The following is a 20,098-nucleotide window of genomic DNA, read 5'->3' as shown; positions in this document are numbered from 1 at the left end:
AATCGACCTGAAATCTGAATCCGTCTCTAAATCAAAGAGATAGAGCATGATGTCGTCCGAAAATCGCTTCACACTTTTCGGCATCATGCTCTGAGGGCCGATCGGACATGCGCTACCGCACGCTTGATCCGAAACTGATCATCGAGACCGCCGAACGGCTTGAGGAGCGCGTTGCGGAACGGTTTCCCCAGGCCGGGCTGCGCGGCGTCGCCGCCGAACTGGTGTCGCTGTCACGCGATCTGGCCAGGGCGGCCCAGGCGCTCGAAGCGCCGATCTGGTGGCTGCGCGGGCTCATCATCGCCGCCGTCCTCGCCGGCGCGTTGATCTTCCTGTTCGTCGGCACCATCCTGCCGCTCATTCACATCTCCCAGGCTGACGATGCGGTGCAGTCGGTGCAAGGCATCGAAGCCACGATCAACATGATCATCCTTGCCGTGCTCGGCCTGCTGGCGTTGATCCGCACCGAGGAGCGCATAAAGCGCAAGCGGGTGTTTCGCCAGCTGCACGGCCTGCGCTCGCTGATCCATGTCGTCGACATGCACCAGCTGACCAAGGATCCGGCGGCGCTCTCGGCCGATTTCAAGCCGACGGCGCATTCCCCGGCCCGCATCACCAATGCCGCCGATCTCGCTCGCTACCTCGATTATTGCTCCGAAATGCTGTCGATCACCGGCAAGATCGCCGCGCTGTTCGCGCAGTCGGTCAATGACAATGTCGTCATCGACGGCGTCAATGACATCGAGAACCTGGCGTCCAACCTGTCGCGCAAGATCTGGCAGAAGATCACGCTGATCGAGAGGCACCCGGCGGCACGACCTGTTCCGGCGCCAGGCCGGGCGGGCCAAGCCGCGCCGCTTCCGCCGCGCGCACCAAAGCGGTAACGCTTTTCAAGAGCGGCGCCGGCGTCTCCGTTTTTTCGGCGAGGCCGAGCACCGCGCCTTGCAGTTCGCCGATTTCCGTCGGCCGGCGGCGCTGCAGATCGTCCCACATCGACGAGCGTGCCTGAGGGTCGATCGCCAGCATGCGCCGCGCCAGCAGTTTGAACAGCCAGTCCGGCAGCCGGAGCACTTTCGGCAGCAGCGCCGGCCGCGGTCCGGCGATCCGCGCCGGCGCGATGCCGGAGGCTTTCATCGCCCGCAGCGCCTCGTCGATCTGGCCGGCCAGGATCAGCCGCCAGCGCCGATCGGCGAGTTCGCTCGCCAGCGGCAGGTCCGACAATGCCACCAGAGCGTTGTTGAGGTTCATCAAAAGCTTGCCCCACAGCACGGCCTTCATGTCGCCATGCGTCTCTGCCGCCAGCCCTTCGACATCAAGAAGACTGGCGACATCGAGAAGGCCGGCGACATCGAGACGGCCGGCAGGGCCGCCATCCTCGATCATCACCTTGCCGTCGCTGGCGCGGTGGACGCGCAGCGGCAGCTCGCCGTCAGGCGATTGCACCACATTGAACGGCACCATGCCGGCCAGCACGGTGCGCTGGCCAGACCCGGCGCGCAGCCTGTCGGCATTGTCGACGCCGTTCTGCAGGCTGACCACCACCGCGTCGGGTCGGGCATGGGCCTCGATCAGCGCCGCCATCGCCTGCGTCGCGCCGCTCTTGACGGTCACCAGGATCACATCCGCCCGCGGCAGAGCGACGGCCGGATCGGCGGTGATCCCGAGCGCGTCAGGCTTGACCAGGCGATCGCGGCCTTCAAGGTCGCTGACGCGCAATCCGCCCTGCCGCAGCGCTGCCTCGATGCGCGGCCGGGCCAGCAGCACAACCGGCCGCCCGGCAAGCGCCAGGCAGCCGCCGACATAGCAGCCGATGCTGCCGGCGCCGGCGATGACGATCCGTTTTTCCCCGTCTGCCATCTCTTGCTCCGCACCGGCCCGACTATACGACATGAAAACCATAATGTCGGCGGCATCGTCTGCCATTGCGCTGGCTCCTATGTCTGCCCGTGACAGGCCCTCAGCTTTCGACTATCGCTTTTGCCATGACGCTGCCGACCGATCCCGCCGCAAACCTCGCCGCCCTTATCCGTTGCGCCTCAGTGACACCAGCCGAAGGCGGTGCGCTGGGCGCCCTGGAAACGATGCTGAAACCGCTCGGCTTCCTGGTCGACCGGCCGGTCTTTTCGGAAGACGGCACGCCCGACATCGAGAACCTCTATGCACGGCGGTCCGGCAACGGCCCGCATCTGATGTTCGCCGGCCATACCGATGTCGTGCCGGTCGGCGACGAGGCCGCCTGGACGCATCCGCCTTTCGCCGCCGAGATCGCCAATGGCGAGATGTATGGCCGTGGCGCCGTCGACATGAAGGGCGGCATCGCCTGCTTCATCGCGGCGATAGCGCGCCATGTCGAGAAGCATGGCGGCCCCAAGGGCTCGGTCTCGCTGCTGATCACCGGTGACGAGGAAGGCCCGGCCATCAACGGCACGGTCAAGCTGCTCGAATGGGCGGCTTCCAGGGGCGAGAAATGGGATGCCTCGATCGTTGGCGAGCCGACCAACCCGGATGCGCTGGGCGACATGATCAAGATCGGCCGGCGCGGTTCGCTGTCCGGTTCGGTCACCGTCAACGGCCGCCAGGGCCATGCCGCCTATCCGCAGCTTGCCGACAATCCGGTGCGCGGTCTGATCGGCTTGGTCGACGCCTTGCTGCATCCCGTCTTCGACAAGGGAACCAGGGATTTCCAGCCGACCAATCTGGAGGTCACCTCCATCGATGTCGGCAATCCGGCCACCAATGTCATCCCGGCGAAGGCGACCGCGACCTTCAACATCCGCTTCAACGACACCTGGACGGCCGAGACCGTCCAGGCCGAAATCCACAACAGGCTCGACCAGGCGGCGAAGCGCAAGAAGTACCGACCGGGCAAGAAGACGCCGGTCGACTACGACCTTGTCTGGCGCGACCGGCCAAGCCATGTCTTCCTGACCCGCGACGACAAGTTGGTCGACACACTTGCCGGCTCGATCAAGGCGGCGGTCGGCAAGGAGCCGACATTGTCAACCTCCGGCGGTACGTCGGATGCGCGTTTCATCAAGGATTACTGCCCGGTGGTCGAGTTCGGTCTGGTCGGCAAGACCATGCATATGGTCGACGAGCGCGTCGCCCTTGCCGATCTCGAAACGCTGACGCGGATCTACCAGCGCTTCATCGAAGACTGGTTCGGACAGGGCTGAGCAGCATGCTTTCGGCGGATGAAACCCAAGCTTCGTTGACCGGTGCCTGGCGGCTTATGCTCGGCAAGGCCGACGGCCTGCGCCTGCTCGACCTGTCGGCCGACGGTTTCTGGAATTCCTTCTTCGCCATCGTCGTTGCCGCGCCGGCGCTGATCGTGGGCTGGGTCGGCATCGCCAACGAGATCGGCGATCCCAACGCCTTCGTGGGCCGTTTCGGCATGCTGGTGCGCCTGGCGACGGTCGACATCGGCTCCTGGGTGCTGCCGCTGGTCGTGCTTGCCCTGGTCGCGCCGCGCGCCGGCATTGGCGGGCGCTTCGTCCACTATGTCGTCGCCAGCAACTGGGCCTCGGCCATCACTGCCTGGCTCATGCTGCCCTCGGCGCTGATCAGGCTTTTCCTGTCGTCGGCAAGCCAGGTCTCGAGCCTTGTGTCGCTGCTGCTGTTCGCCTTGTCGATGGCGCTGACCTGGCGCATGACCAATGCCACGATCGGCAAGGGTGCGGCGGTCGGCACCGCCGTTTTCGTCGGCATGTTCATCGCTTCGCTGCTGGTGTTGTTCGGGCTGCAGATGCTGCTTGGCATCACCGTGCCGGACGATATCGGGGCCCAGAGCCTTTCCGGACCGTTTCCGGGGTTGGAGCCTGCCGGGCTCTGAATAGGGCCTACCGGTTCTTTTCGGAATAGAGCCTTCGGACTCTATTCCGGACAGAGCTTCTGCACTCTGTTCAGGGATAATCGACGCCAATGAGAAAAAGCCCGTCGGGCGGCGCCACCTGGCCGCAGGCGGCGCGGTCGCGCGCTTCGAGCGCTGCCTTGAGGTCGGCCTCGGTCCAGCCGCCATCGCCGACGCGCTTGAGCGAGCCGACCATGGAGCGCACCTGGTTGTGCAGGAAGGAACGGGCCGAGGCTCTCACCTCGATCATGTCGCCAGCCCGGCTCACATCGAGCCGTTCCAGCGTCCGGACCGGGCTGTTGGCCTGGCACTGGGTCGAACGGAAGGTGGTGAAGTCATGCCGGCCGAGCAGGATTTTTGCTGCCTCGTGCATGGCGCCGGCGTCGAGCCGCTTCGGCACCCACCACACCTTGCCCTTTTCCAGCGCCGCGGGCGCGCGGCGGTTAAGGATGCGGTAGAGATAGTGGCGGCCGGTGGCCGAGAAGCGCGCGTCGAAATCGTCGGGAACGATCGCGGCCTTCAGGATGGCGACATGCGCGCCGGCTGCCTGCAGGTGAGCGTTGACGGCATCGCGCACCTTGTCTTCAGGCCATGGCTTGGCGAGGTCGAGATGCGCCACCTGAGCGCTCGCATGCACGCCGGCATCGGTGCGGCCGGCGGCGCGCAGCCGCACCGCCTCACCGCAGAATTTCTCGATCGCCAGCTCGATCGCCTGCTGCACCGAAGGCTGGTCGGCCTGGTGCTGCCAGCCGGCAAACAGGTTGCCGTCATATTCGATGTCGAGGCGAAAACGCGGCATGCCGGCAGCTTATACGCTTTCGCCTACGCGGCGAGAGCCGTGAAGGCGGAAGCGTACACCAGCCTGCCGGCCTCAGGAGCGTCGCCCCAGGCCAGCGCCTGCAGCGCCTCGCCTTGATATTCGCTCTCGAACTTCTCGGCCCGCGCATGGCTATAACCGAACCGGCCGTAATAGGCCGGGTCGCCCAGCACCACCGCCAGCGTCTCGCCGGCATCCCTGAGGCGGATATGCGCCTCGCGGATCAGCGCGCCGCCAATGCCGCTGCCGTGAAACGAAGGCTCCACCGCCAGCGGCGCCAGCGCCACGGCCGCGAAGCTCTTGCCGCCATTCTGGACGAACAGCCGGGAAAACAGGATATGGCCGACCACCTGGCCGTCTTCTTCCGCCACCAGTTCGACGACGGCGTCGCCGCCGGTCACCAGCGCGTCGACCAGCCCGGCCTCCGCCTGCTGGCCGAAGGCGTGTTCCTCGACGAGGCGAATTGCCTCGCGATCCCGCGGCGTTGCCGCGCGTATCGACATCATGCTCATGAGAACTTCATTCCTTTTACGATCTTGGCTCCGCGCAGGAATTCCGACGCGGCGGCGGGCTTTCCGCCCGCGCGTTGAACTTCGACCAGCCTGATCGCGCCTGCCCCGCAGGCGACCGTCAGCCGGTCATCGAGAATTCCTCCCGACTCGCCCAAACCTTCCGAAAGCGACAGGCCTTCGGACAGCGTCGAGCGAAGCAGTTTCAGCCGTTCCATGCGGCCGCCAATGTCTATTTCGGACCAGGCGCCGGGAAAGGGCGACAGGCCGCGAAGATGGTTGTGGACCTCGGCCGCAGGCCGAGTCCAGTCCACCCGCGTCTCGGATTTATCGATTTTTCTGGCGTAAGTCACCCCTTCCGCCGCTTGCGCGGTAAATGTCAGGGTGTTCCCCTCCAGCCGCGCCAGCGCTTCCACCATCAGGGCAGCACCGACGCGCATCAACCGATCATGCAGATCGCCGGCTGTCATATCGGGTTCGATGGTGCATTTTTCAAGCAATCCCACCGGTCCGGTGTCCAGCCCCTCTTCCATGCGCATTACCATCATGCCGCTTTCCAGGTCACCAGCCATGATGGCGCGCTGGATGGGGGCGGCACCGCGCCAGCGCGGCAAAAGCGATGCATGGCCGTTGATGCAGCCAAGCCGGGGCGCGTCAAGAATCGCCTTCGGCAGCAGCAAACCATAGGCGACGACCACGGCGATATCGGTCCGCAGGGCGCTGAAAGCCGCCTGCTCGGCGTCGCCCTTGAGGGATATCGGCGTGCGCACCTCGATGCCCAGCCGTTCGGCCTCGCGCTGCACCGGCGACGGCGTCAGCTCCAGCCCGCGCCGGCCGCCGGCGCGCGGCGGCTGCGTGTAGACGGCGGAAATCTCATGTCCGGCCTCGGCGATCGCGCGCAGCGTCGGCACCGAAAACTCCGGCGTGCCCATGAAGATGACGCGCAGGGGCATGTTCCCCTATCCCACCAGCTTGCCCGGCGCCTTGTCCTTGGCGAGCTTCTTGAATTTCTTCACCACCATGTCGCGCTTCAGCTTGGAGATATGGTCGATGAACAGCACGCCGTTGAGATGGTCGATCTCGTGCTGCAGGCAGGTCGCCATCAGCCCCTCGGCCTCCATCTCCTGCAACTTGCCGTCGCGGTCGAGATATTTCACGCGAACGGAAGCCGGGCGTTCCACCTCGGCGTAATAGTCGGGAATCGACAGGCAGCCTTCCTCGTAGACCGAGCGCTGATCGGCGCTTTCCAGGATCTCCGGGTTGATGAAGACATGCGGCGCCGGCGTTTCGTCTTCCTTGGCGAGATCGATCACCAGCATGCGCAGCGGCTCGCCGATCTGGATTGCCGCCAGCCCGATGCCGGGCGCGTCATACATGGTCGCCAGCATGTCGTCGGCCAGTTTGCGCAAAGGCGCATCGACGCGCTCCACCGGCTTGGAAACCTGGCGCAGGATGGGATCGGGAAGGATGATGAGCGGCTTGATCGGCATGGCGTCCCACGTAAGACGTCCAGCGAAAAGCGTCAACCGGTGGACCTGAGTATCGTTCACGTTTTGATCTGTGCCAGCCCACCGAATCGGCTATGCTGTCCACATGAATGATCTGAGCACCATCCTTTCGCAGCCCGTCGCACGGCTTGGCGCCTCGACAATCACGCTGGGCCACGCCCTGGCCTTCGGCGCCTTGTTGTTTCTCGGCCTGTTCGTGGCGCTGGTCGTCGCGCTGTGGCGCTCGGCCAAGGCGCGCGCGGTCGCTGCCGCGGAAGCCGCCGATCATGCCCGCGACGCCGAGGCGCGGATGGCCGGCATCTTGCAAAGCCAGGCCGAGATGCAGGGCCGCATGGGCGCCATCGCCGAAGTGTTCGGCGCGCGCCAGGCGGAGCTGACCCAGTCGATCGGCCAGCGCCTCGACGCCATGACCGGCCGCCTCGGCCAGACCATGACCGAGCAGACCAAATCGACGCATGAGAGCCTGGCCAAGCTGCAGGAGCGGCTGGCCATCATCGATGTCGCGCAAGGCAACATCCAGTCGCTCGCCGGCCAGGTCGTGCAGCTGCAGGCGATCCTTTCCAACAAGCAGACGCGCGGTGCCTTCGGCCAGTCGCGCATGGAGGCGATCGTCGCCGACGGCCTGCCGCATGGCGCCTATGAATTCCAGGCGACGCTGTCGAACGGCAGCCGGCCCGACTGCCTGGTGAAGATGCCGAACGGCGCGCCCTCGCTGGCCATCGATGCCAAGTTCCCGCTGGAAGCCTGGAATGCCATCCGCGCGGCCGACGGCGCCGACCTGCAGAAGGTCGCGTCCCAGGCCTTCCGCCGCGACATCGAGATCCATGTCCGCGATATCTCGGAAAAATACCTGATCCAGGGCGAGACGCAGGACACCGCCTTCATGTTCGTGCCGTCGGAATCGGTGTTCGCCGAGATCCACGAGAATTTCGAGGCGATCGTCCACAAGGCGCACCGCGCCCGCGTTGTCATCGTCTCGCCGTCGCTGCTGATGCTGTCGATCCAGGTCATCCAGGCGATCCTCAAGGATGCCCGCATGCGCGAACAGGCGCATCTGATCCAGGGCGAGGTCATCCGGCTGATGGAGGATGTCGCGCGCGTCGACGAGCGCGTGCGCAAGCTGCAGGTGCATTTCGGCCAGTCGGCCAAGGACATCGACGATATCCTGGTCTCGACATCGAAAGTGACCAAGCGCGGCCAGAAGATCGAGGCGCTGGAGTTCGGCGCGCAGGCCGATGGCGATGCCGGCCCGGAGACGCCGTCACGGGCGCCCGCGGCGAGACTCGAGCCCGGTCCGCGCGCTGCCGATTCAAAGACCGGGCAGCTCAGGCTGCGGGTCGTCGAAGGCGACGACTAGAGCAATTCCAGGAAAAGTGTGAAACGGTTTTCCGTCCGGAATTGCGTTAAAACAAAGAGTTAGAGCGGGTTGCCGTTTCCGTGAAACGGTGAACTGCTCTAGCCGGCAATTCCGGCCTAGGCCATGGCCACGATGACGTGCGCCTGGATTTTGGCGGCAACCGCGCCGCTGCCATGTCTGGCCGCAATCGCGGATGCGGCGTAATCCGTTGCGGCGTCCAGTTTCCCGGGATCCCTGGCCTCGATTTCGGTGCGAAGCACCGTTCCCTGGCAATAGGCCACGGCCGGCAGGCGCGGCGAGGGGGCGCGGCTTTGTTCAGCCCTCGTTTCGATCGCCACACCGGAAAAGCCGGCCTCTTCCAGCTCGCCGCGGATCAGCGCCGTATCGTGGTAGCCATGCGGCGTGCGGGCGAGAAAGCGCGGCGGATCGTTCGCAAACATCCTGGCCAGCGCATTGGTCACATCATCGGCGAAGACATTCTCCTCGATGCGATCCCAAACGTTGAACAGGAAATGCCCGCCGGGTTTCAGCACCCGCCTGGCCTCGCGGTAGGCGGATGGGCGGCTGGGAAAGAACATCGCGCCGAACTGGCAGCAAACGAGATCGAAGGCCGCGTCTTCGAACGGTAGCGCCATGGCATCGGCCTGGCGCCATTGGATGCGACCGTCGCGAGCCTGTCGCGAAGCGGCGTAGTCGAGCATCGGCTGGTTGAGGTCGGTCACGACATAGGTTGCGTCAGGGGACAGTTTTGGCGCCAAGGCGCGGGTGACGACCCCGGTGCCCGCGGCGACTTCCAGGACGGCTTTGGGCGAAAAGGACGCTGCCCGCCGTGCAAGGTCCGCGGCGAATGGCTCGAAAATCAACGGCACCATATAGCGGTCGTAGTTTTCCGGGATCGAGCCGGCGAACAGTTTGTCCGTTTCCAACATCGTCATCACCCGCCCCTTTGATGGCGGGCCAAGCTAGCACATAATTGCTTGTCTAGGGCGGCTTTCGACCGGGAGGGCCGAGGCTACTGCTCGTCCACGATCTTGGTCCCCTCGAATTCCGGCAGCCAGTGCAGCGCCGACCGGTGCCAGTATTGCGTCCGAGGGACCAGCTCATCGCGCTGCCGCGCCGTGCCCGCCCGGATACCGTAGACTTTCGGTCCGTCACCAACCGATGTCGCATAGAGATGCGAACCGCAGTTGCCGCAGAAGCCCTGGGCGCGCTTGGCGCCGCTGGCCCCGGTCTTGATGTAGACCTTTGGCGTGCCCTTGGTGATCTGGTAGCTTTCCTCCGGCACCCGCACCGAGACACGGAAGGCCGTGCCGGTCAGCTGCTGGCAGTCCGTGCAGTGGCAGATCGAGGTTTTTTCCGGATCTACCTCAGCTTCGTAAGTGATGGCGCCGCAATGGCACCCGCCGTCGATCTTCATGGTCGTTCCTCCGAAATCCGTCGCCTGATCTTAGCAAGGCAATGCGACGGGGCAACGGTGCAGCGCTGGTCCAGGACTAGTTCGATGCCGTTTCGATCAGCTTGCGCCGCTGCTCCCAGGTGCCCGTGGTCTGCGGCTTGACGAACAGCCGCGTGATCTCCGGCATCTCCTTCTTCAGCCGTGCCTCGATGCGCTCGACACAGGCTTCGATCTCCGGCGCCGACAGATGGTCCTCGAATTCGATGCTGAGCCCGGCAACGATCTCTTGCGGTCCCATATGGACGGTCAGGACGCCGTTCGCGTGCTGCACCGCCGGATCCTGCTGCACGATCGCCAGCACCTTTTTCTGCACTTCGGGCGACGCCGGCTCGCCGATCAGCAGCCCCTTGCTTTCGCGGGCGAGGAAAATCGCCGTGGCGCCGAGAATGAGCGCGATGCCGATCGAGGCGGCGCCGTCGAGTTCCGGCATCTCGAGCAACTCCGCCGCCAATATGCCGGCAAAGGCGACGATCAGGCCGACAAGCGCCGCGCTGTCCTCGAACAGCACGGTATAGACGCTCGGGTCCTTGCTCGACTGCACGGCCTGCAGCCAGCTCTGTTTGCCTTTCTCTCGGCGGAATTCCTTCAGCGCCACCAGCCAGGAGCTGCCCTCGAACAGGAAGGACAGGCCGAGAACGACATAGTTCACCTTGACGTTGGCGACAGGCTCCGGCGCCATGATGTGGATGATGCCCTCGTAGAACGACACGCCGGCGCCCAGCGCGAAGACCAGGAGGGCAACGATGAAGCTCCAGAAATAGAGTTCGCGGCCATGCCCGAGCGGATGCGTGCGGTCGGCCGGGCGCGCGGCACGGTGCATGCCGTAGAGCAGCAGGCCGCCATTGCCGGTATCGACCAGCGAATGCACACCTTCCGACAGCATCGCCGAGCTGCCGGTGAAGAAGGCGGCGGCGAATTTGGTCAGCGCGATCGCCAGATTGCCGGCAAGTGCCGCATAGATGACCATTTTGGAGCCGCCGTGACCGGCCATGCGGTTTGGTCCTCGTTCAACGTGCCCCTGTCTAACGGCCGGACGGCCGCAGCTCCACCATAACGCGCCAACTGCCGGGTCGTTCAAGACGCGATTTGTTTGGGACCGGCCGGCGGGAGACCGCGACTATTCGACGATCTCGTCGGTCCACACCTTGAAGCCGGCCAGTGTCCCCGGTCCGAAAATATGGGTTAGCGGCACATCCGCGGCGTCGCGCCCGGAAGCGATCAGGATACGGCCGATGCGCGGCGCATTGTTGCGCGGGTCGAAAACATGCCAGCGGCCGCCGAGATAGACTTCCATCCAGGCGGCGAAATCCATGCTCGACCACGGCTTCGGCATACCGATATCGCTGATGTAGCCGGTGCAGTAGCGCGTCGGGATGTTGAGCGCCCGGCAGAAGGTGACGGCAAGATGCGCGAAATCGCGGCAGACGCCGCTCTGTTCCCGATAGGCTTCCGCAGCGGTGCGCGTCGGCCGCGCGTTGCCGTAGTTGAAGACGATGTGGTTGTGGACGAAATCGCACACCGCCTGCACGCGCGGAATGCCGAGCGGCGTATGGCCGAACAGCCGCCAGGCTTCGTTGGCCAACAGGTCGCTCTCGCAAAACCGGCTGGGCAGCAGGAACAGCAGCGTCTCGGCCGGCAGGTCGCGCACCTCGTGCTGCCAGGCCATCGGCTCGCCCATCTCGAATGTGCCGGTGTCGCGGATCACCGCATCCGTACCGAAGGTGAATCGCCCGGGCGGCGCGACGAAGCGATTGCACCAATTGCCGAAACTGTCGCGATAACCCTCAACCGGAACTGGCGGGCTGGAGGTCAGGAAATCCGGCCGCTCGAGGTCGGATGCGCGGGAATAGTGGACATTGAGCATCGCGATGAGCGGCGTCTCCTGCGGGAAGTCGAAACTCATCGCGCAGCCGATGTGGATCCGCATTGTCGTCCTGACCGGCCTGCCCGACGATCACCCGGGCGAAGGCGCGGGTCGATGCTGCAGTGCGAAAACGAGAATGGCACGGACGGCCATGGTTTACGAGCAAATTAGAAACCGGTTGAAAGCAGTCGGCCGGCGGTTGCGACAGACACTGCCCACTTGCAGCAAAGCGTTTCTCTTGTTTCACTTCATTCCCCGCAACTGGAGGAACGAATCATGGCTAAAGGTGCGATGAAGGCAGGCAAGGAAGCCCGCAAGCCGAAGAAGGATGCCAAGAAGCCGGCACCCGCTCCCGCCCTGAAGGCGCCGCCGGTCAAGGCGATGCGCATCAAGGAAAAGTAGGCCTCGGCAAGTCAGGCACGCAAATCCCACCGGCGGCGTCAGACAATGCCGCCGGGTTGATCGGGCGTTTGGACAGCCTATATCGACGGTGCGGGGACGACCCCGCGCCTCCCCAACAATACGGTCGGGACGACCCGCCATAATGATCGGTATCTGAGGATCGGATCCTGTCTCCGGCCCGGTGCTGGATGGAGCGTTCCGATGTCCTGGACTTTTCTGTTTTTCGCTGGCCTCTTCGAAATCGGCTGGGCGATCGGCCTTAAATACACCGACGGATTTACCAGGCTGGTTCCAACCGTGCTCACGGTCGCCTCGATGATCGTCAGTCTCACCTTGCTTGGCCTGGCGCTGAAGGCGCTTCCCGTCGGCACCGCCTATGCGGTGTGGACCGGTATCGGCACGGTCGGCACGGCCCTGTTCGGCATCTGGCTGCTCGGCGAGCCCGCCACCGCGATCCGCCTCGGCTGCATCGCGCTGATCGTTTGCGGCATCATGGGGCTGAAATTCGCGGCCTGAAGGCGGCGTGGGACGGCGATATGCGTCCAACAGGAAAAAGCGCCGCACAAACACCTTCAGGGCCGCTGCAGGACGACCCTGATTCAATGTTCGAGCTTGGCTGCGCCGAAGCTGCTAGCGGGCGGAAAAGCCCGGAGGAGCCCTGCCGGTCCGTGCCTTGCGCGCCGCATAGCGTGCGTCGCGCTTGGCCTTGCGCTCGGCCTCGTCGGCGAGCAGGCGGGCAATGCGCTCGGTCTCTTCGGCTTCCCGAATTTTGGCCTCGGCCTGGGCTGCCTCTTCGGCGGCGATGCGTGCCGCTTCGGCTGCTGCCTCGCGCTCGGCTTTCTCCGCGGCTTCGCGTGCCAGCTTTTCCTGCTTCAGCCTTGCCTTCTCGGCTTCGCGGATCTCACGAGCCTGGAGGATTGCCTTGCGTTCGGCCTGTCTCGCCAGCACCGCAGGATCATCTGCCGCCGGCTTTGACTTGAAGCGCTCCAGAAGCGCCTTCTTTGCCTCGTTCGCGGCGTTGCGCCGCTCGAAAATGTCTTTTTCCCTGTAGATAGCCAAGTCCACTTCCCTGAAGTCAATTCGCGAGGCTTACATACGCGCGAATGCCGAGAGTTCAAGCGCCAAAACGGTATGCCAGCCATGAAATTCCGTGATGTTGCCGCCGGGAGACGCCTTTTGCCGCCCAAACCGACATGCACTGTTCACCGTCCACGCCTCTGGCGGCAAGACAGCTCGCTCGCTACGTCTAGCTGCAAAACCCAACACCAGGATGACATCAAATGGAACTCGGTCTCTACACTTTCGCCGACGTCAGCCCGCAGCCCGGCCCGGGCGCCATCGGGCCGCATGAGCGCTTGCGCAACCTGATCGAGGAGGTCGAACTCGCCGACCAGGTCGGTCTCGACGTCTTCGGTCTCGGCGAGCATCACCGGCCCGATTATGCCGCCTCCGCGCCGGTCGTGGCGCTCGCCGCTGCCGCCGAGCGCTCGAAGCGCATCAAGCTGACCAGCGCGGTCACGGTATTGTCCTCCGACGATCCGGTGCGCGTCTTCCAGCAGTTCGCCACGCTCGATCTTCTCTCGGGCGGCCGTGCCGAGATCATGGCCGGGCGCGGTTCGTTCATCGAATCCTTCCCGCTGTTCGGCTACAATCTGGAAGACTATGACGAGCTCTTTGCGGAAAAGCTGGATTTGCTGCTCGCCATCCGTGACAGCGTCAAGGTCACCTGGTCCGGCAATCTGCGTGCGCCGATCAACGATCGCGGCGTCTATCCCCGGCCCTTCCAGGACAGGCTGCCGGTCTGGATCGCGATTGGTGGGACGCCGCAGTCCGCCGCCCGCGCGGGTGCGCTCGGCCTGCCGCTGGCACTTGCCATCATCGGCGGCGAGCCGGCGCGCTTCGCGCCGCTGTTCGACCTCTACCGCGAGGCCGCCAGGCGCGCCGGCAGCGACCCGGCGGGTCTCGCCACCAGCATCAACGTGCACGGCTTCATCGCCGACACCACCGAACAGGCGGCCGACGATTTCTACGGCCCGCAGGCCGAGGTGATGAACCGCATCGGCCGCGAGCGTGGCTGGGGCCCGACATCGCGGGCGCATTTCGACCAGTCGCGTGGTCCCGACGGCGCCCTGTTCGTCGGCAGTCCAGAGCAGGTGGCCGAGAAGATCGTCGCCCAGCACAGGATCTTCAACAATGACCGCTTCCTGCTGCAGATGGCGATCGGCACCATGCCGCATGCCAAGATCATGAAGGCGATCGAACTCTACGGCACCAAAGTGGCGCCGATCGTGCGCAAGGAAACGGCGAAGTCCGCGCCGGCGGTGGCCGCGCCCGTCGCATGAAGGGCCTTGCCGGCTAAAGGAACCTTGCTGGCGCGCCGGCGTTTTTCGTCAACGGACTGCACCAGATACGGTGCGTCGCTGAGGGTCCATGATGAAAGCCGAACCCGACGCTACGGGCGCTGGCGTTGCCGATAGCCCGGATCCGCGCGTCGAAGCCCGCGCGGACACCCACCTGATGCGTTCGCTGCTGGTCGGCATCTTCATCTTCATGACCGTCTATGCGCTCTATTTCGGCCGTGCCTTCTTCATGCCGGTCATGCTCGCTTTCCTGCTGGCGCTGACATTGACGCCGATCGTGCGGCTGCTGCGCAAGCGCGGCATTCCCGAAGCGGTTTCGGCGACGCTCCTGGTGCTTTTGTCCATCTGCGTGTTCGCCAGCGCCGGCTATTTGCTCTCAGGTCCTGTCATCGATCTCCTCAACAACACCTCGTCGATCGGCCAGCAACTCACCGAGCGGCTGGCGCAATTGCGGCGTCCGCTGGAAAGGATCATGCAGGTCTCGCATCAGATCGAGCAGATGACCGAAACCTCGCAGGAGCCTGGCGTCCAGAAGGTGGCCGTCGCCCAGTCCGGTATCCTGTCGTCGGCCGCCAGCAACATCCTGGCGGCGGGTACAAGCCTCACCATCATCTTCGTGCTGTCGCTGTTCCTGCTCGCCTCGGGCACGATGTTCTACGAGAAGATCATCCAGTCCTTCGCCAGCCTCACCGAGAAGAAGCGGGCGCTGCGCGTCGTCTATGACGTCGAGCACGAAATCTCGCACTATCTGCTCACCGTCACCATCATCAATGCGGGTCTCGGCACCGTCATCGGCCTTGGCCTGTGGGCGCTCGGCATGCCCAACCCGCTGGTCTGGGGTGTCGCCGCCGCATTGTTCAACTTCCTGCCCTATGTCGGCGCGCTGCTGACCATCGTGCTGGTGGCGGTGATGGCGCTGATCAGCTTCGACACCATCTCCTACGCGCTTCTGGCGCCGGCCTTCGTGCTTTTGTGCGATGTCGTCGAAGGCCAGTTCGTGACACCGATGGTGGTCGGCAGGCGCCTGGAAATCAACGCGGTGGCGATCTTCATCGCCATTGCCTTCTGGTCGTGGCTGTGGGGTTTCGTCGGCGCATTGATGGCGGTGCCGCTGCTGGTCGTCATCAAGGTGTTCTGCGACCATTTCGAAGGGCTTGGCCATGTCGGCAATTTCCTCGCCGCGCAGCAACCCGCCGTGGTCGAGGACGAACCCGTCGAGGAGAACGGCAAGGCGGCGGCATAGAAGGCGGACGTTGTTTGCGGCGGCCGAATCGAATGCCTATATCCGGCCGATCAACGTCCGGTGCCTTCCTTATGAGCGATGCTCCTGCCTTCGACCTCGACGCCTATCTCGCGCGCATCGGCTACGCCGGTCCGCGCGACGCGTCGCTGGATACGCTGAGGGCGCTGCATTTCGCGCATCCGCAGGCGATCCCCTTCGAGAACATCGATCCGTTTCTTGGCCGCCCGGTCCGGCTCGACCTCGCCGCGCTGCAGGACAAGATCGTCCTTGGCGGGCGTGGTGGTTATTGCTTCGAGCACAACCTCCTCTTCATGCATGCGCTGCGGGCGCTTGGGTTCGAGGTCGGCGGCCTGGCCGCGCGCGTGCTCTGGGGCCAGAGCGAGGACGCCATCACCGCGCGCAGCCACATGCTTTTGCGCGTCGAGCTCGATGGCCGTACCTACATCGCCGATGTCGGCTTCGGCGGCCTGACCCTGACCGCGCCGCTGCTGCTGGATCCCGGCCCGGAACAGAAAACCCCGCATGAGCCATTCCGCATCGTCGAGGCCGGCGATCATTTCCGCCTGCAGGCCGCCATCGGCGGCGACTGGCGCCCGCTCTACCGCTTCGACCTGCAGCCGCAATACGAGGTCGAATATTCCGTCACCAATCACTTCCTGTCGACCAGCCCGACATCGCATTTCCTCTCCTCCGTCATTGCGGCGCGCGCCGCGCCGGATCGGCGTTACGCGCTGCGGGGAAACCGCCTGTCGATCCATCACCTTGGCGGCCGCACCGAGCAGACGGAGATGGCCACCGCCGCCGAACTCGCCGACACGCTGCAAGGCCTGCTCGGCATCATCATTCCCGACCGCGCTGCTTTCGAGGCCAAAGTGCGTGAGACGAAGATCGTGGAGACCACCGCATGACCGAATTGTCCGTTCTCGACCTGTCGCCGATCGTCGAAGGCAGCGATGCCTCGCAGTCGCTTGCCAACTCGCTCGATCTCGCCCGCCATGCCGAGCGGCTGGGCTACAAGCGCTACTGGCTGGCCGAGCACCACAACATGCCGGGCATTGCGAGCGCCGCCACATCCGTGGTCATCGCCCATGTAGCCGGCGGCACCAAAACCATCCGAGTCGGTGCCGGCGGCATCATGCTGCCCAACCATGCGCCGCTGGTGATCGCCGAGCAATTCGGCACGCTGGCCGCTCTGTTTCCCGGCCGCATCGATCTCGGCCTCGGCCGGGCGCCCGGCACCGACATGAACACCGCGCGCGCCTTGCGCCGCAACCTCGAGGCCGGCGCCGACAACTTCCCGCAGGACGTGGTCGAACTGATGGGCTATTTCCTGCCGGCGGAGAAAGGCCAGCGCCTCAGGGCCGTGCCGGGCGAGGGCCAGACCGTTCCGATCTGGATTCTCGGCTCCAGCCTCTACGGCGCGCAGCTCGCCGCCATGCTCGGCCTGCCCTACGCCTTCGCCTCGCATTTCGCGCCGGCCGAGCTCGATCATGCGCTGGACATCTACCGCTCGCGCTTCCAGCCGTCCGAACAGCTCGACAGGCCGCATGTGATGCTCGGCCTCAACGTCTTTGCCGCGCCCACCGATGCCGAGGCGCGGCTGCTGTTCACCTCGCTGCAGCAGGCCTTCGTCAATCTGCGCACCGGCCGTCCCGGACGGTTGCCGCCACCGGTCGAGAACTATGACCGCGATCTCGACCCGATGGCCAAGACCATGCTCGGCCAGGCGCTGTCCTGCGCCGTCGTCGGTTCTCCCGAAACAGTGCGCCAGGGCATCGATGCCTTCGTGCGCCGCACCGGCGCCGACGAGCTGATGGTCACCGCGCAAATCTTCGATCACGCGGCGCGGGTGCGGTCGTTCGAGATCCTGGCTGAGGCCCACAAATCGCTGTCGCAAGCGGCCTGACTTTTATCCGCCAGGTGCTTTTGCCGGCGGCGATGCTCTGCTAAGTGGCGGGCGCATCCCCAGCAAGAGCGAGCCTTCCCGTGACCCATGATCTTGACGCCCGCATGCAGTTTGCCATCGATCTGGCGCGGCGGGCCGGCGAACGCGGGCTCGAATATTTCCGCGATCTGGAAAGCCTGACCATCGAGAGCAAGGGCCATCAGGACCTGGTCTCGCAGGCCGACCGCGAGGTCGAGCTGTTCATACGTGCGGCGATCGCCAAGGACTATCCGCAGGACGGCATCGTCGGCGAGGAACACGCTTCTGTCGCCGGCTCGAGCGGTTATGCCTGGGTCATCGATCCCATCGACGGCACCGCCAATTTCGTGCGCGGCATTCCGGCCTGGTGCGTGGTGATCGCTTGCGCAAGGGACGGGGAGACGATCGTCGGCGTCATCCACGAACCGTCGACCGGGGAGACGTTCCATGGCAGGCGCGGCGGCGGCGCCTTCATCAACGGCAGGCCGATCAAGGCAAGTGCCGCGACCAGCCTGGAAGAAGGCTCGGTGGGGACCGGATTCTCGAACCGCGCCGAGGCCGAGAACATCGCCGTGCTGATCAAGAAGATCCTCGCCGAAGGCGGTGTCTTCTTCCGCAACGCGTCCGGCGCCCTGATGCTGGCCTATGTGGCCTCGGGCCGGCTGCTTGGCTATGTCGAGGAACACATGAACGCCTGGGACTGCCTGGCCGGCATGTTGCTGATCGAGGAGGCCGGCGGCACCGTCCTGCAGGCGGATCCCAAGACGGTGCTGCAGAGCGGCACGCAGGTCATCACCGGCGGCAAGGGCGTCTTTTCGAAGCTGCAGGAACTGTGCAGGGAAGCGTTCACGCTCTGATCGCCATTTGATGCGATGGATCGTGGCGGCACCCTACGCCAGCTTGGCCAGCAGCTTCATGAAGGTGGCGATCTCCTTGGCCGAGAGCGGCGCCAGCGTCTCCCTGGTGATCTCGCGCGCCAGCGGGATCAGGCGTTCGATCGCGTCGCGGCCTTCCGCGGTCAGATTGACCAGCAGCCGCCTTTTGTCGCCCTCATGCTTGGAGAGTTCGACCAGGCCGCGCGCCTTCAACCGGTCGATCACGCCCTTCACTGTCGCCGCATCCATGGCGATCAGCGTGCCGAGCTGGTTCTGAGAGGTCTCGCCGACATCGCGCAGCTTGGCCAGTGCGGCGAATTGCGGCGGCGTCAGGTCGCCGATATGCGCGGCGAAGATCGAGACGTGGCGCTGGTGCGCCTTGCGCAGGATGAAGCCGACCTGCTCCTGCAGCAGGTAATCGTGGTCCTCGGGTTCTTCGACCTCGACCAGCTTGAGCAGATTGTCCTCGCCGCTCACCGCAGCCCGTCCCAGGCCTTGATGCCGTCGGCCGCCAGGCCGCCCATGCGGTTGTGAATGCGCGGGCCACAGGTCATGGCGAGGCAGAACAGGATCTCGTCGGGACGCGGCCCGTCGCTGATGCCGACTTCCATGGCGTCGAAATGGCTGCGCACATAGGCGGCGTTGATGTGGCCGAGCGGCACGTCGAGCTTTGAGCCGAAGGCGCCGACTTTCTTGGCCGACGGCACGATCGCCTTGGCGTCGCCAAGCCGCTCGCGCATGGCGTAGCCGCCCGGCACGTGCCAGAGCGCGCCGTGCTCCAGCTCGCCCGCCGTGCCGACAATGGCACCCTTGCCGTAGCCGTCGATCTGTTTGACGTCGCCGCCCAATGCGGCGATCAGCCTGTCGGAAAGCAGCAGGCCGAGAGGCTTCAGATCGTCCATGGCGCTCTGCAGATCCTCGACATAGCGCCCTGCGAACGGGTTCTTGACCACAGCCATGGCCGCGGCACGCCGGCGCGGCACGTCCGCGACCGGACCGCCCTCATGAAATATCTCTTCGCTCAGCACTGCGATCTTGCGGATCGGAAACTCAGGCATGGGCAACTTCCTCCCTCGGATTTTTGTTGGGTGCGGCAAGCGCCACGGAACCACTGATGCGGGCCTCACCGCCAAGAAACAGCGCCGATCCGGCAATCAGGCCGCGCCGGCGAAAATCTTCGGCGACGGCAAGGCCATTGTCCAGCGCCCGCGCCACCTCGCCAGGCGCAAGCGTGCCGACGCCTTGCGTCACCAGCCGCGCGCCGAGGTCGCTGTCGGGCGACAGTTCACATGCGGGAATGCGCTGGATGGCGGGATTGCCGGGCAGGTCCACCGCATTGGCAATGAGCGTCGCCGCCGCATCGGCCTCGGCACCGGTCCGCGCCAGCACGGTGACGGCGTCGGCAATGCCAAGCGAGAAGGAACGGCCGCGCCAGCCGCTGGTGGCGACGCCGCGAACGCCATCCTCCGCGCGGATCGTGATCCGGTCGGCCATGCCGTTGCCGGTGCCGGCGACCGCCAGGCCGATCGATCGGCCCGTGCCGAGGTGGAGGGCGCTGTCGCCGCCATTGTTGACATAGGCGCGCTCGAGCCTGCGGCCGGCAAGCAATGCGGCGAGCATTTCGTCGGCTACCGATCCTGCGACGGCGGCCATCGGCGTTATGAAACATTCCGCGAGCGGCATGACGGCCGCTTCCATGCGGCGCGCCGTCGGGCCTTCAAAGGCGCGCGGCGCCAGGAAAAATGCCGGGAGCCGCAATTCGGGAAGCTCCCTGACCAGCTCGATCAGGACCGTCTGGAAGCGCGCGACCGCTTGCTCATAGGCCAGGCGGCATTCCTGCGCCTCGCCAAAGGCCTCGACGATCAGATCGATCGGCCCATGGTTGAGATGCAGCCGCTTGCTGTCCTGCAGCCAATGTGCCTGCGGGCCGTCCATC

At 65.1% G+C, this 20,098-nt stretch carries 24 protein-coding genes; 11 read left to right on the top strand and 13 right to left on the bottom strand.

Annotated features, from left to right (window positions below):
* Positions 1–107 precede the first annotated feature (107 nt).
* Positions 108–881: a hypothetical protein gene (locus tag CK227_RS13260; protein WP_095773253.1), complete on the top strand. Its 774-nt coding sequence runs from the start codon at positions 108–110 to the stop codon at positions 879–881.
* Here the strand turns inward: CK227_RS13260 and CK227_RS13255 are convergent.
* Positions 784–1,854 carry a 2-dehydropantoate 2-reductase gene (locus CK227_RS13255; RefSeq protein ID WP_095773252.1) on the bottom strand — a complete coding sequence of 357 codons (1,071 nt, stop codon included), beginning with the start codon at positions 1,852–1,854 and terminating at the stop codon, positions 784–786. The two genes, CK227_RS13260 and CK227_RS13255, sit on opposite strands and share 98 nt — an antisense overlap.
* A 125-nt stretch (positions 1,855–1,979) precedes the next feature.
* Between CK227_RS13255 and dapE the strand changes: the two genes are divergently transcribed.
* Together dapE and CK227_RS13245 are read left to right on the top strand one after the other, a co-directional pair.
* A complete protein-coding gene (gene dapE, locus CK227_RS13250) occupies positions 1,980–3,173 on the top strand; it encodes a succinyl-diaminopimelate desuccinylase (RefSeq protein ID WP_095773251.1) in 1,194 nt (397 codons plus the stop codon).
* 5 nt (positions 3,174–3,178) lie between these two features.
* Positions 3,179–3,829: a transporter gene (locus CK227_RS13245; RefSeq protein ID WP_095773250.1), complete on the top strand. Its 651-nt coding sequence runs from the start codon at positions 3,179–3,181 to the stop codon at positions 3,827–3,829.
* A 70-nt stretch (positions 3,830–3,899) separates the two neighbouring features.
* Here the strand turns inward: CK227_RS13245 and truA are convergent, their stop codons facing one another.
* The 4 genes from truA to def are packed head-to-tail and all read right to left on the bottom strand — an operon-like array spanning position 3,900 to position 6,663.
* The gene (gene truA / locus CK227_RS13240; protein WP_095773249.1) at positions 3,900–4,646 is read right to left on the bottom strand and encodes a tRNA pseudouridine(38-40) synthase TruA; all 747 of its coding nucleotides are present in this window, start codon (positions 4,644–4,646) and stop codon (positions 3,900–3,902) included.
* Between the two features lie 23 nt (positions 4,647–4,669).
* Positions 4,670–5,176, bottom strand: coding sequence for an N-acetyltransferase (locus tag CK227_RS13235; protein WP_095773248.1), 507 nt, complete (start codon positions 5,174–5,176; stop codon positions 4,670–4,672).
* Positions 5,173–6,120: a methionyl-tRNA formyltransferase gene (gene fmt / locus CK227_RS13230; protein ID WP_179296453.1), complete on the bottom strand. Its 948-nt coding sequence runs from the start codon at positions 6,118–6,120 to the stop codon at positions 5,173–5,175. Before fmt ends, CK227_RS13235 begins: the two co-directional genes overlap by 4 nt.
* 12 nt (positions 6,121–6,132) lie before the next feature.
* Positions 6,133–6,663 (bottom strand): peptide deformylase, encoded by a 531-nt coding sequence (def, locus tag CK227_RS13225; protein ID WP_056573548.1) that lies wholly within the window; start codon positions 6,661–6,663, stop codon positions 6,133–6,135.
* A 103-nt stretch (positions 6,664–6,766) separates the two neighbouring features.
* On the opposite strand from def, the gene CK227_RS13220 reads away from it, so the two are divergent.
* The gene (locus CK227_RS13220) at positions 6,767–8,038 is read left to right on the top strand and encodes a DNA recombination protein RmuC (protein ID WP_095773246.1); all 1,272 of its coding nucleotides are present in this window, start codon (positions 6,767–6,769) and stop codon (positions 8,036–8,038) included.
* Between the two features lie 116 nt (positions 8,039–8,154).
* Here CK227_RS13220 and CK227_RS13215 read toward each other — a convergent pair whose 3' ends face one another.
* The 4 genes from CK227_RS13215 to CK227_RS13200 all read right to left on the bottom strand — a co-directional run bounded on the left by CK227_RS13215 (position 8,155) and on the right by CK227_RS13200 (position 11,421).
* Complete coding sequence (locus CK227_RS13215) at positions 8,155–8,967, bottom strand: class I SAM-dependent methyltransferase (protein ID WP_095773437.1); 813 nt, start codon at positions 8,965–8,967, stop codon at positions 8,155–8,157.
* An 83-nt stretch (positions 8,968–9,050) separates the two neighbouring features.
* Positions 9,051–9,455, bottom strand: a complete 405-nt coding sequence (locus tag CK227_RS13210) for a GFA family protein (protein ID WP_095773245.1) — start codon at positions 9,453–9,455, stop codon at positions 9,051–9,053.
* Positions 9,456–9,531: 76 nt separating this feature from the next.
* Positions 9,532–10,485 (bottom strand): cation diffusion facilitator family transporter, encoded by a 954-nt coding sequence (locus tag CK227_RS13205; protein WP_095773244.1) that lies wholly within the window; start codon positions 10,483–10,485, stop codon positions 9,532–9,534.
* A gap of 126 nt (positions 10,486–10,611) precedes the next feature.
* Positions 10,612–11,421: a transglutaminase family protein gene (locus tag CK227_RS13200; protein ID WP_095773243.1), complete on the bottom strand. Its 810-nt coding sequence runs from the start codon at positions 11,419–11,421 to the stop codon at positions 10,612–10,614.
* Positions 11,422–11,634: 213 nt separating this feature from the next.
* On the opposite strand from CK227_RS13200, the gene CK227_RS37805 reads away from it, so the two are divergent.
* The gene (locus tag CK227_RS37805; RefSeq protein ID WP_013891842.1) at positions 11,635–11,760 is read left to right on the top strand and encodes a hypothetical protein; all 126 of its coding nucleotides are present in this window, start codon (positions 11,635–11,637) and stop codon (positions 11,758–11,760) included.
* Between the two features lie 201 nt (positions 11,761–11,961).
* Entirely contained in the window at positions 11,962–12,276 is a 315-nt protein-coding gene (gene sugE, locus CK227_RS13190) for a quaternary ammonium compound efflux SMR transporter SugE (RefSeq protein ID WP_095773242.1), read from the top strand.
* Between the two features lie 114 nt (positions 12,277–12,390).
* Here the strand turns inward: sugE and CK227_RS13185 are convergent, their stop codons facing one another.
* Positions 12,391–12,819 carry a DUF6481 family protein gene (locus CK227_RS13185; protein ID WP_027047610.1) on the bottom strand — a complete coding sequence of 143 codons (429 nt, stop codon included), beginning with the start codon at positions 12,817–12,819 and terminating at the stop codon, positions 12,391–12,393.
* Positions 12,820–13,040: 221 nt separating this feature from the next.
* On the opposite strand from CK227_RS13185, the gene CK227_RS13180 reads away from it, so the two are divergent.
* The 5 genes from CK227_RS13180 (at position 13,041) to CK227_RS13160 (ending at position 18,144) form a co-directional block, all read left to right on the top strand.
* A complete protein-coding gene (locus CK227_RS13180) occupies positions 13,041–14,102 on the top strand; it encodes an LLM class flavin-dependent oxidoreductase (RefSeq protein ID WP_095773241.1) in 1,062 nt (353 codons plus the stop codon).
* A gap of 91 nt (positions 14,103–14,193) precedes the next feature.
* A complete protein-coding gene (locus CK227_RS13175; RefSeq protein ID WP_095773436.1) occupies positions 14,194–15,363 on the top strand; it encodes an AI-2E family transporter in 1,170 nt (389 codons plus the stop codon).
* 71 nt (positions 15,364–15,434) lie between these two features.
* A complete protein-coding gene (locus CK227_RS13170) occupies positions 15,435–16,271 on the top strand; it encodes an arylamine N-acetyltransferase (protein WP_095773240.1) in 837 nt (278 codons plus the stop codon).
* Positions 16,268–17,269 (top strand): LLM class flavin-dependent oxidoreductase, encoded by a 1,002-nt coding sequence (locus tag CK227_RS13165; RefSeq protein ID WP_095773239.1) that lies wholly within the window; start codon positions 16,268–16,270, stop codon positions 17,267–17,269. Before CK227_RS13170 ends, CK227_RS13165 begins: the two co-directional genes overlap by 4 nt.
* 80 nt (positions 17,270–17,349) lie before the next feature.
* Positions 17,350–18,144 (top strand): inositol monophosphatase family protein, encoded by a 795-nt coding sequence (locus tag CK227_RS13160; protein WP_095773238.1) that lies wholly within the window; start codon positions 17,350–17,352, stop codon positions 18,142–18,144.
* 33 nt (positions 18,145–18,177) lie between these two features.
* On the opposite strand, the gene CK227_RS13155 is transcribed toward CK227_RS13160, so the two are convergent.
* The 3 genes from CK227_RS13155 to CK227_RS13145 are packed head-to-tail and all read right to left on the bottom strand — an operon-like array spanning position 18,178 to position 20,097.
* Positions 18,178–18,639: a MarR family transcriptional regulator gene (locus tag CK227_RS13155; RefSeq protein ID WP_095773237.1), complete on the bottom strand. Its 462-nt coding sequence runs from the start codon at positions 18,637–18,639 to the stop codon at positions 18,178–18,180.
* Entirely contained in the window at positions 18,636–19,220 is a 585-nt protein-coding gene (locus CK227_RS13150; protein ID WP_095773236.1) for an amino acid synthesis family protein, read from the bottom strand. The genes CK227_RS13155 and CK227_RS13150 overlap by 4 nt, the downstream gene beginning before the upstream one ends.
* Positions 19,213–20,097 carry a UPF0280 family protein gene (locus CK227_RS13145; protein WP_095773435.1) on the bottom strand — a complete coding sequence of 295 codons (885 nt, stop codon included), beginning with the start codon at positions 20,095–20,097 and terminating at the stop codon, positions 19,213–19,215. The genes CK227_RS13150 and CK227_RS13145 overlap by 8 nt, the downstream gene beginning before the upstream one ends.
* Position 20,098: the final 1 nt, after the last annotated feature.

It is taken from the genome of Mesorhizobium sp. WSM4308, from assembly GCF_002294905.1.
Taxonomy (GTDB): domain Bacteria; phylum Pseudomonadota; class Alphaproteobacteria; order Rhizobiales; family Rhizobiaceae; genus Mesorhizobium.
The sequence above is the reverse complement of the archived record's forward strand: the minus strand, read 5'-3'. Positions and strand labels throughout refer to the sequence as shown.

What these genes read in the sequence shown, in the direction of transcription:
- CK227_RS13180 (WP_095773241.1), top strand. Translation starts at nt 13,041, where the DNA reads ATGGAACTCGGTCTCTACACTTTCGCCGACGTCAGCCCGCAGCCCGGC.
- CK227_RS13260 (WP_095773253.1), top strand. Translation starts at nt 108, where the DNA reads ATGCGCTACCGCACGCTTGATCCGAAACTGATCATCGAGACCGCCGAA.
- CK227_RS37805 (WP_013891842.1), top strand. Translation starts at nt 11,635, where the DNA reads ATGGCTAAAGGTGCGATGAAGGCAGGCAAGGAAGCCCGCAAGCCGAAG.
- CK227_RS13175 (WP_095773436.1), top strand. Translation starts at nt 14,194, where the DNA reads ATGAAAGCCGAACCCGACGCTACGGGCGCTGGCGTTGCCGATAGCCCG.
- CK227_RS13205 (WP_095773244.1), bottom strand. Translation starts at nt 10,485, where the DNA reads ATGGCCGGTCACGGCGGCTCCAAAATGGTCATCTATGCGGCACTTGCC.
- CK227_RS13165 (WP_095773239.1), top strand. Translation starts at nt 16,268, where the DNA reads ATGACCGAATTGTCCGTTCTCGACCTGTCGCCGATCGTCGAAGGCAGC.
- CK227_RS13145 (WP_095773435.1), bottom strand. Translation starts at nt 20,097, where the DNA reads ATGGACGGCCCGCAGGCACATTGGCTGCAGGACAGCAAGCGGCTGCAT.
- CK227_RS13210 (WP_095773245.1), bottom strand. Translation starts at nt 9,455, where the DNA reads ATGAAGATCGACGGCGGGTGCCATTGCGGCGCCATCACTTACGAAGCT.
- CK227_RS13220 (WP_095773246.1), top strand. Translation starts at nt 6,767, where the DNA reads ATGAATGATCTGAGCACCATCCTTTCGCAGCCCGTCGCACGGCTTGGC.
- truA (WP_095773249.1), bottom strand. Translation starts at nt 4,646, where the DNA reads ATGCCGCGTTTTCGCCTCGACATCGAATATGACGGCAACCTGTTTGCC.
- CK227_RS13170 (WP_095773240.1), top strand. Translation starts at nt 15,435, where the DNA reads ATGAGCGATGCTCCTGCCTTCGACCTCGACGCCTATCTCGCGCGCATC.
- CK227_RS13255 (WP_095773252.1), bottom strand. Translation starts at nt 1,854, where the DNA reads ATGGCAGACGGGGAAAAACGGATCGTCATCGCCGGCGCCGGCAGCATC.
- CK227_RS13150 (WP_095773236.1), bottom strand. Translation starts at nt 19,220, where the DNA reads ATGCCTGAGTTTCCGATCCGCAAGATCGCAGTGCTGAGCGAAGAGATA.
- def (WP_056573548.1), bottom strand. Translation starts at nt 6,663, where the DNA reads ATGCCGATCAAGCCGCTCATCATCCTTCCCGATCCCATCCTGCGCCAG.
- CK227_RS13235 (WP_095773248.1), bottom strand. Translation starts at nt 5,176, where the DNA reads ATGAGCATGATGTCGATACGCGCGGCAACGCCGCGGGATCGCGAGGCA.
- sugE (WP_095773242.1), top strand. Translation starts at nt 11,962, where the DNA reads ATGTCCTGGACTTTTCTGTTTTTCGCTGGCCTCTTCGAAATCGGCTGG.
- CK227_RS13200 (WP_095773243.1), bottom strand. Translation starts at nt 11,421, where the DNA reads ATGCGGATCCACATCGGCTGCGCGATGAGTTTCGACTTCCCGCAGGAG.
- CK227_RS13215 (WP_095773437.1), bottom strand. Translation starts at nt 8,967, where the DNA reads ATGTTGGAAACGGACAAACTGTTCGCCGGCTCGATCCCGGAAAACTAC.
- dapE (WP_095773251.1), top strand. Translation starts at nt 1,980, where the DNA reads ATGACGCTGCCGACCGATCCCGCCGCAAACCTCGCCGCCCTTATCCGT.
- CK227_RS13245 (WP_095773250.1), top strand. Translation starts at nt 3,179, where the DNA reads ATGCTTTCGGCGGATGAAACCCAAGCTTCGTTGACCGGTGCCTGGCGG.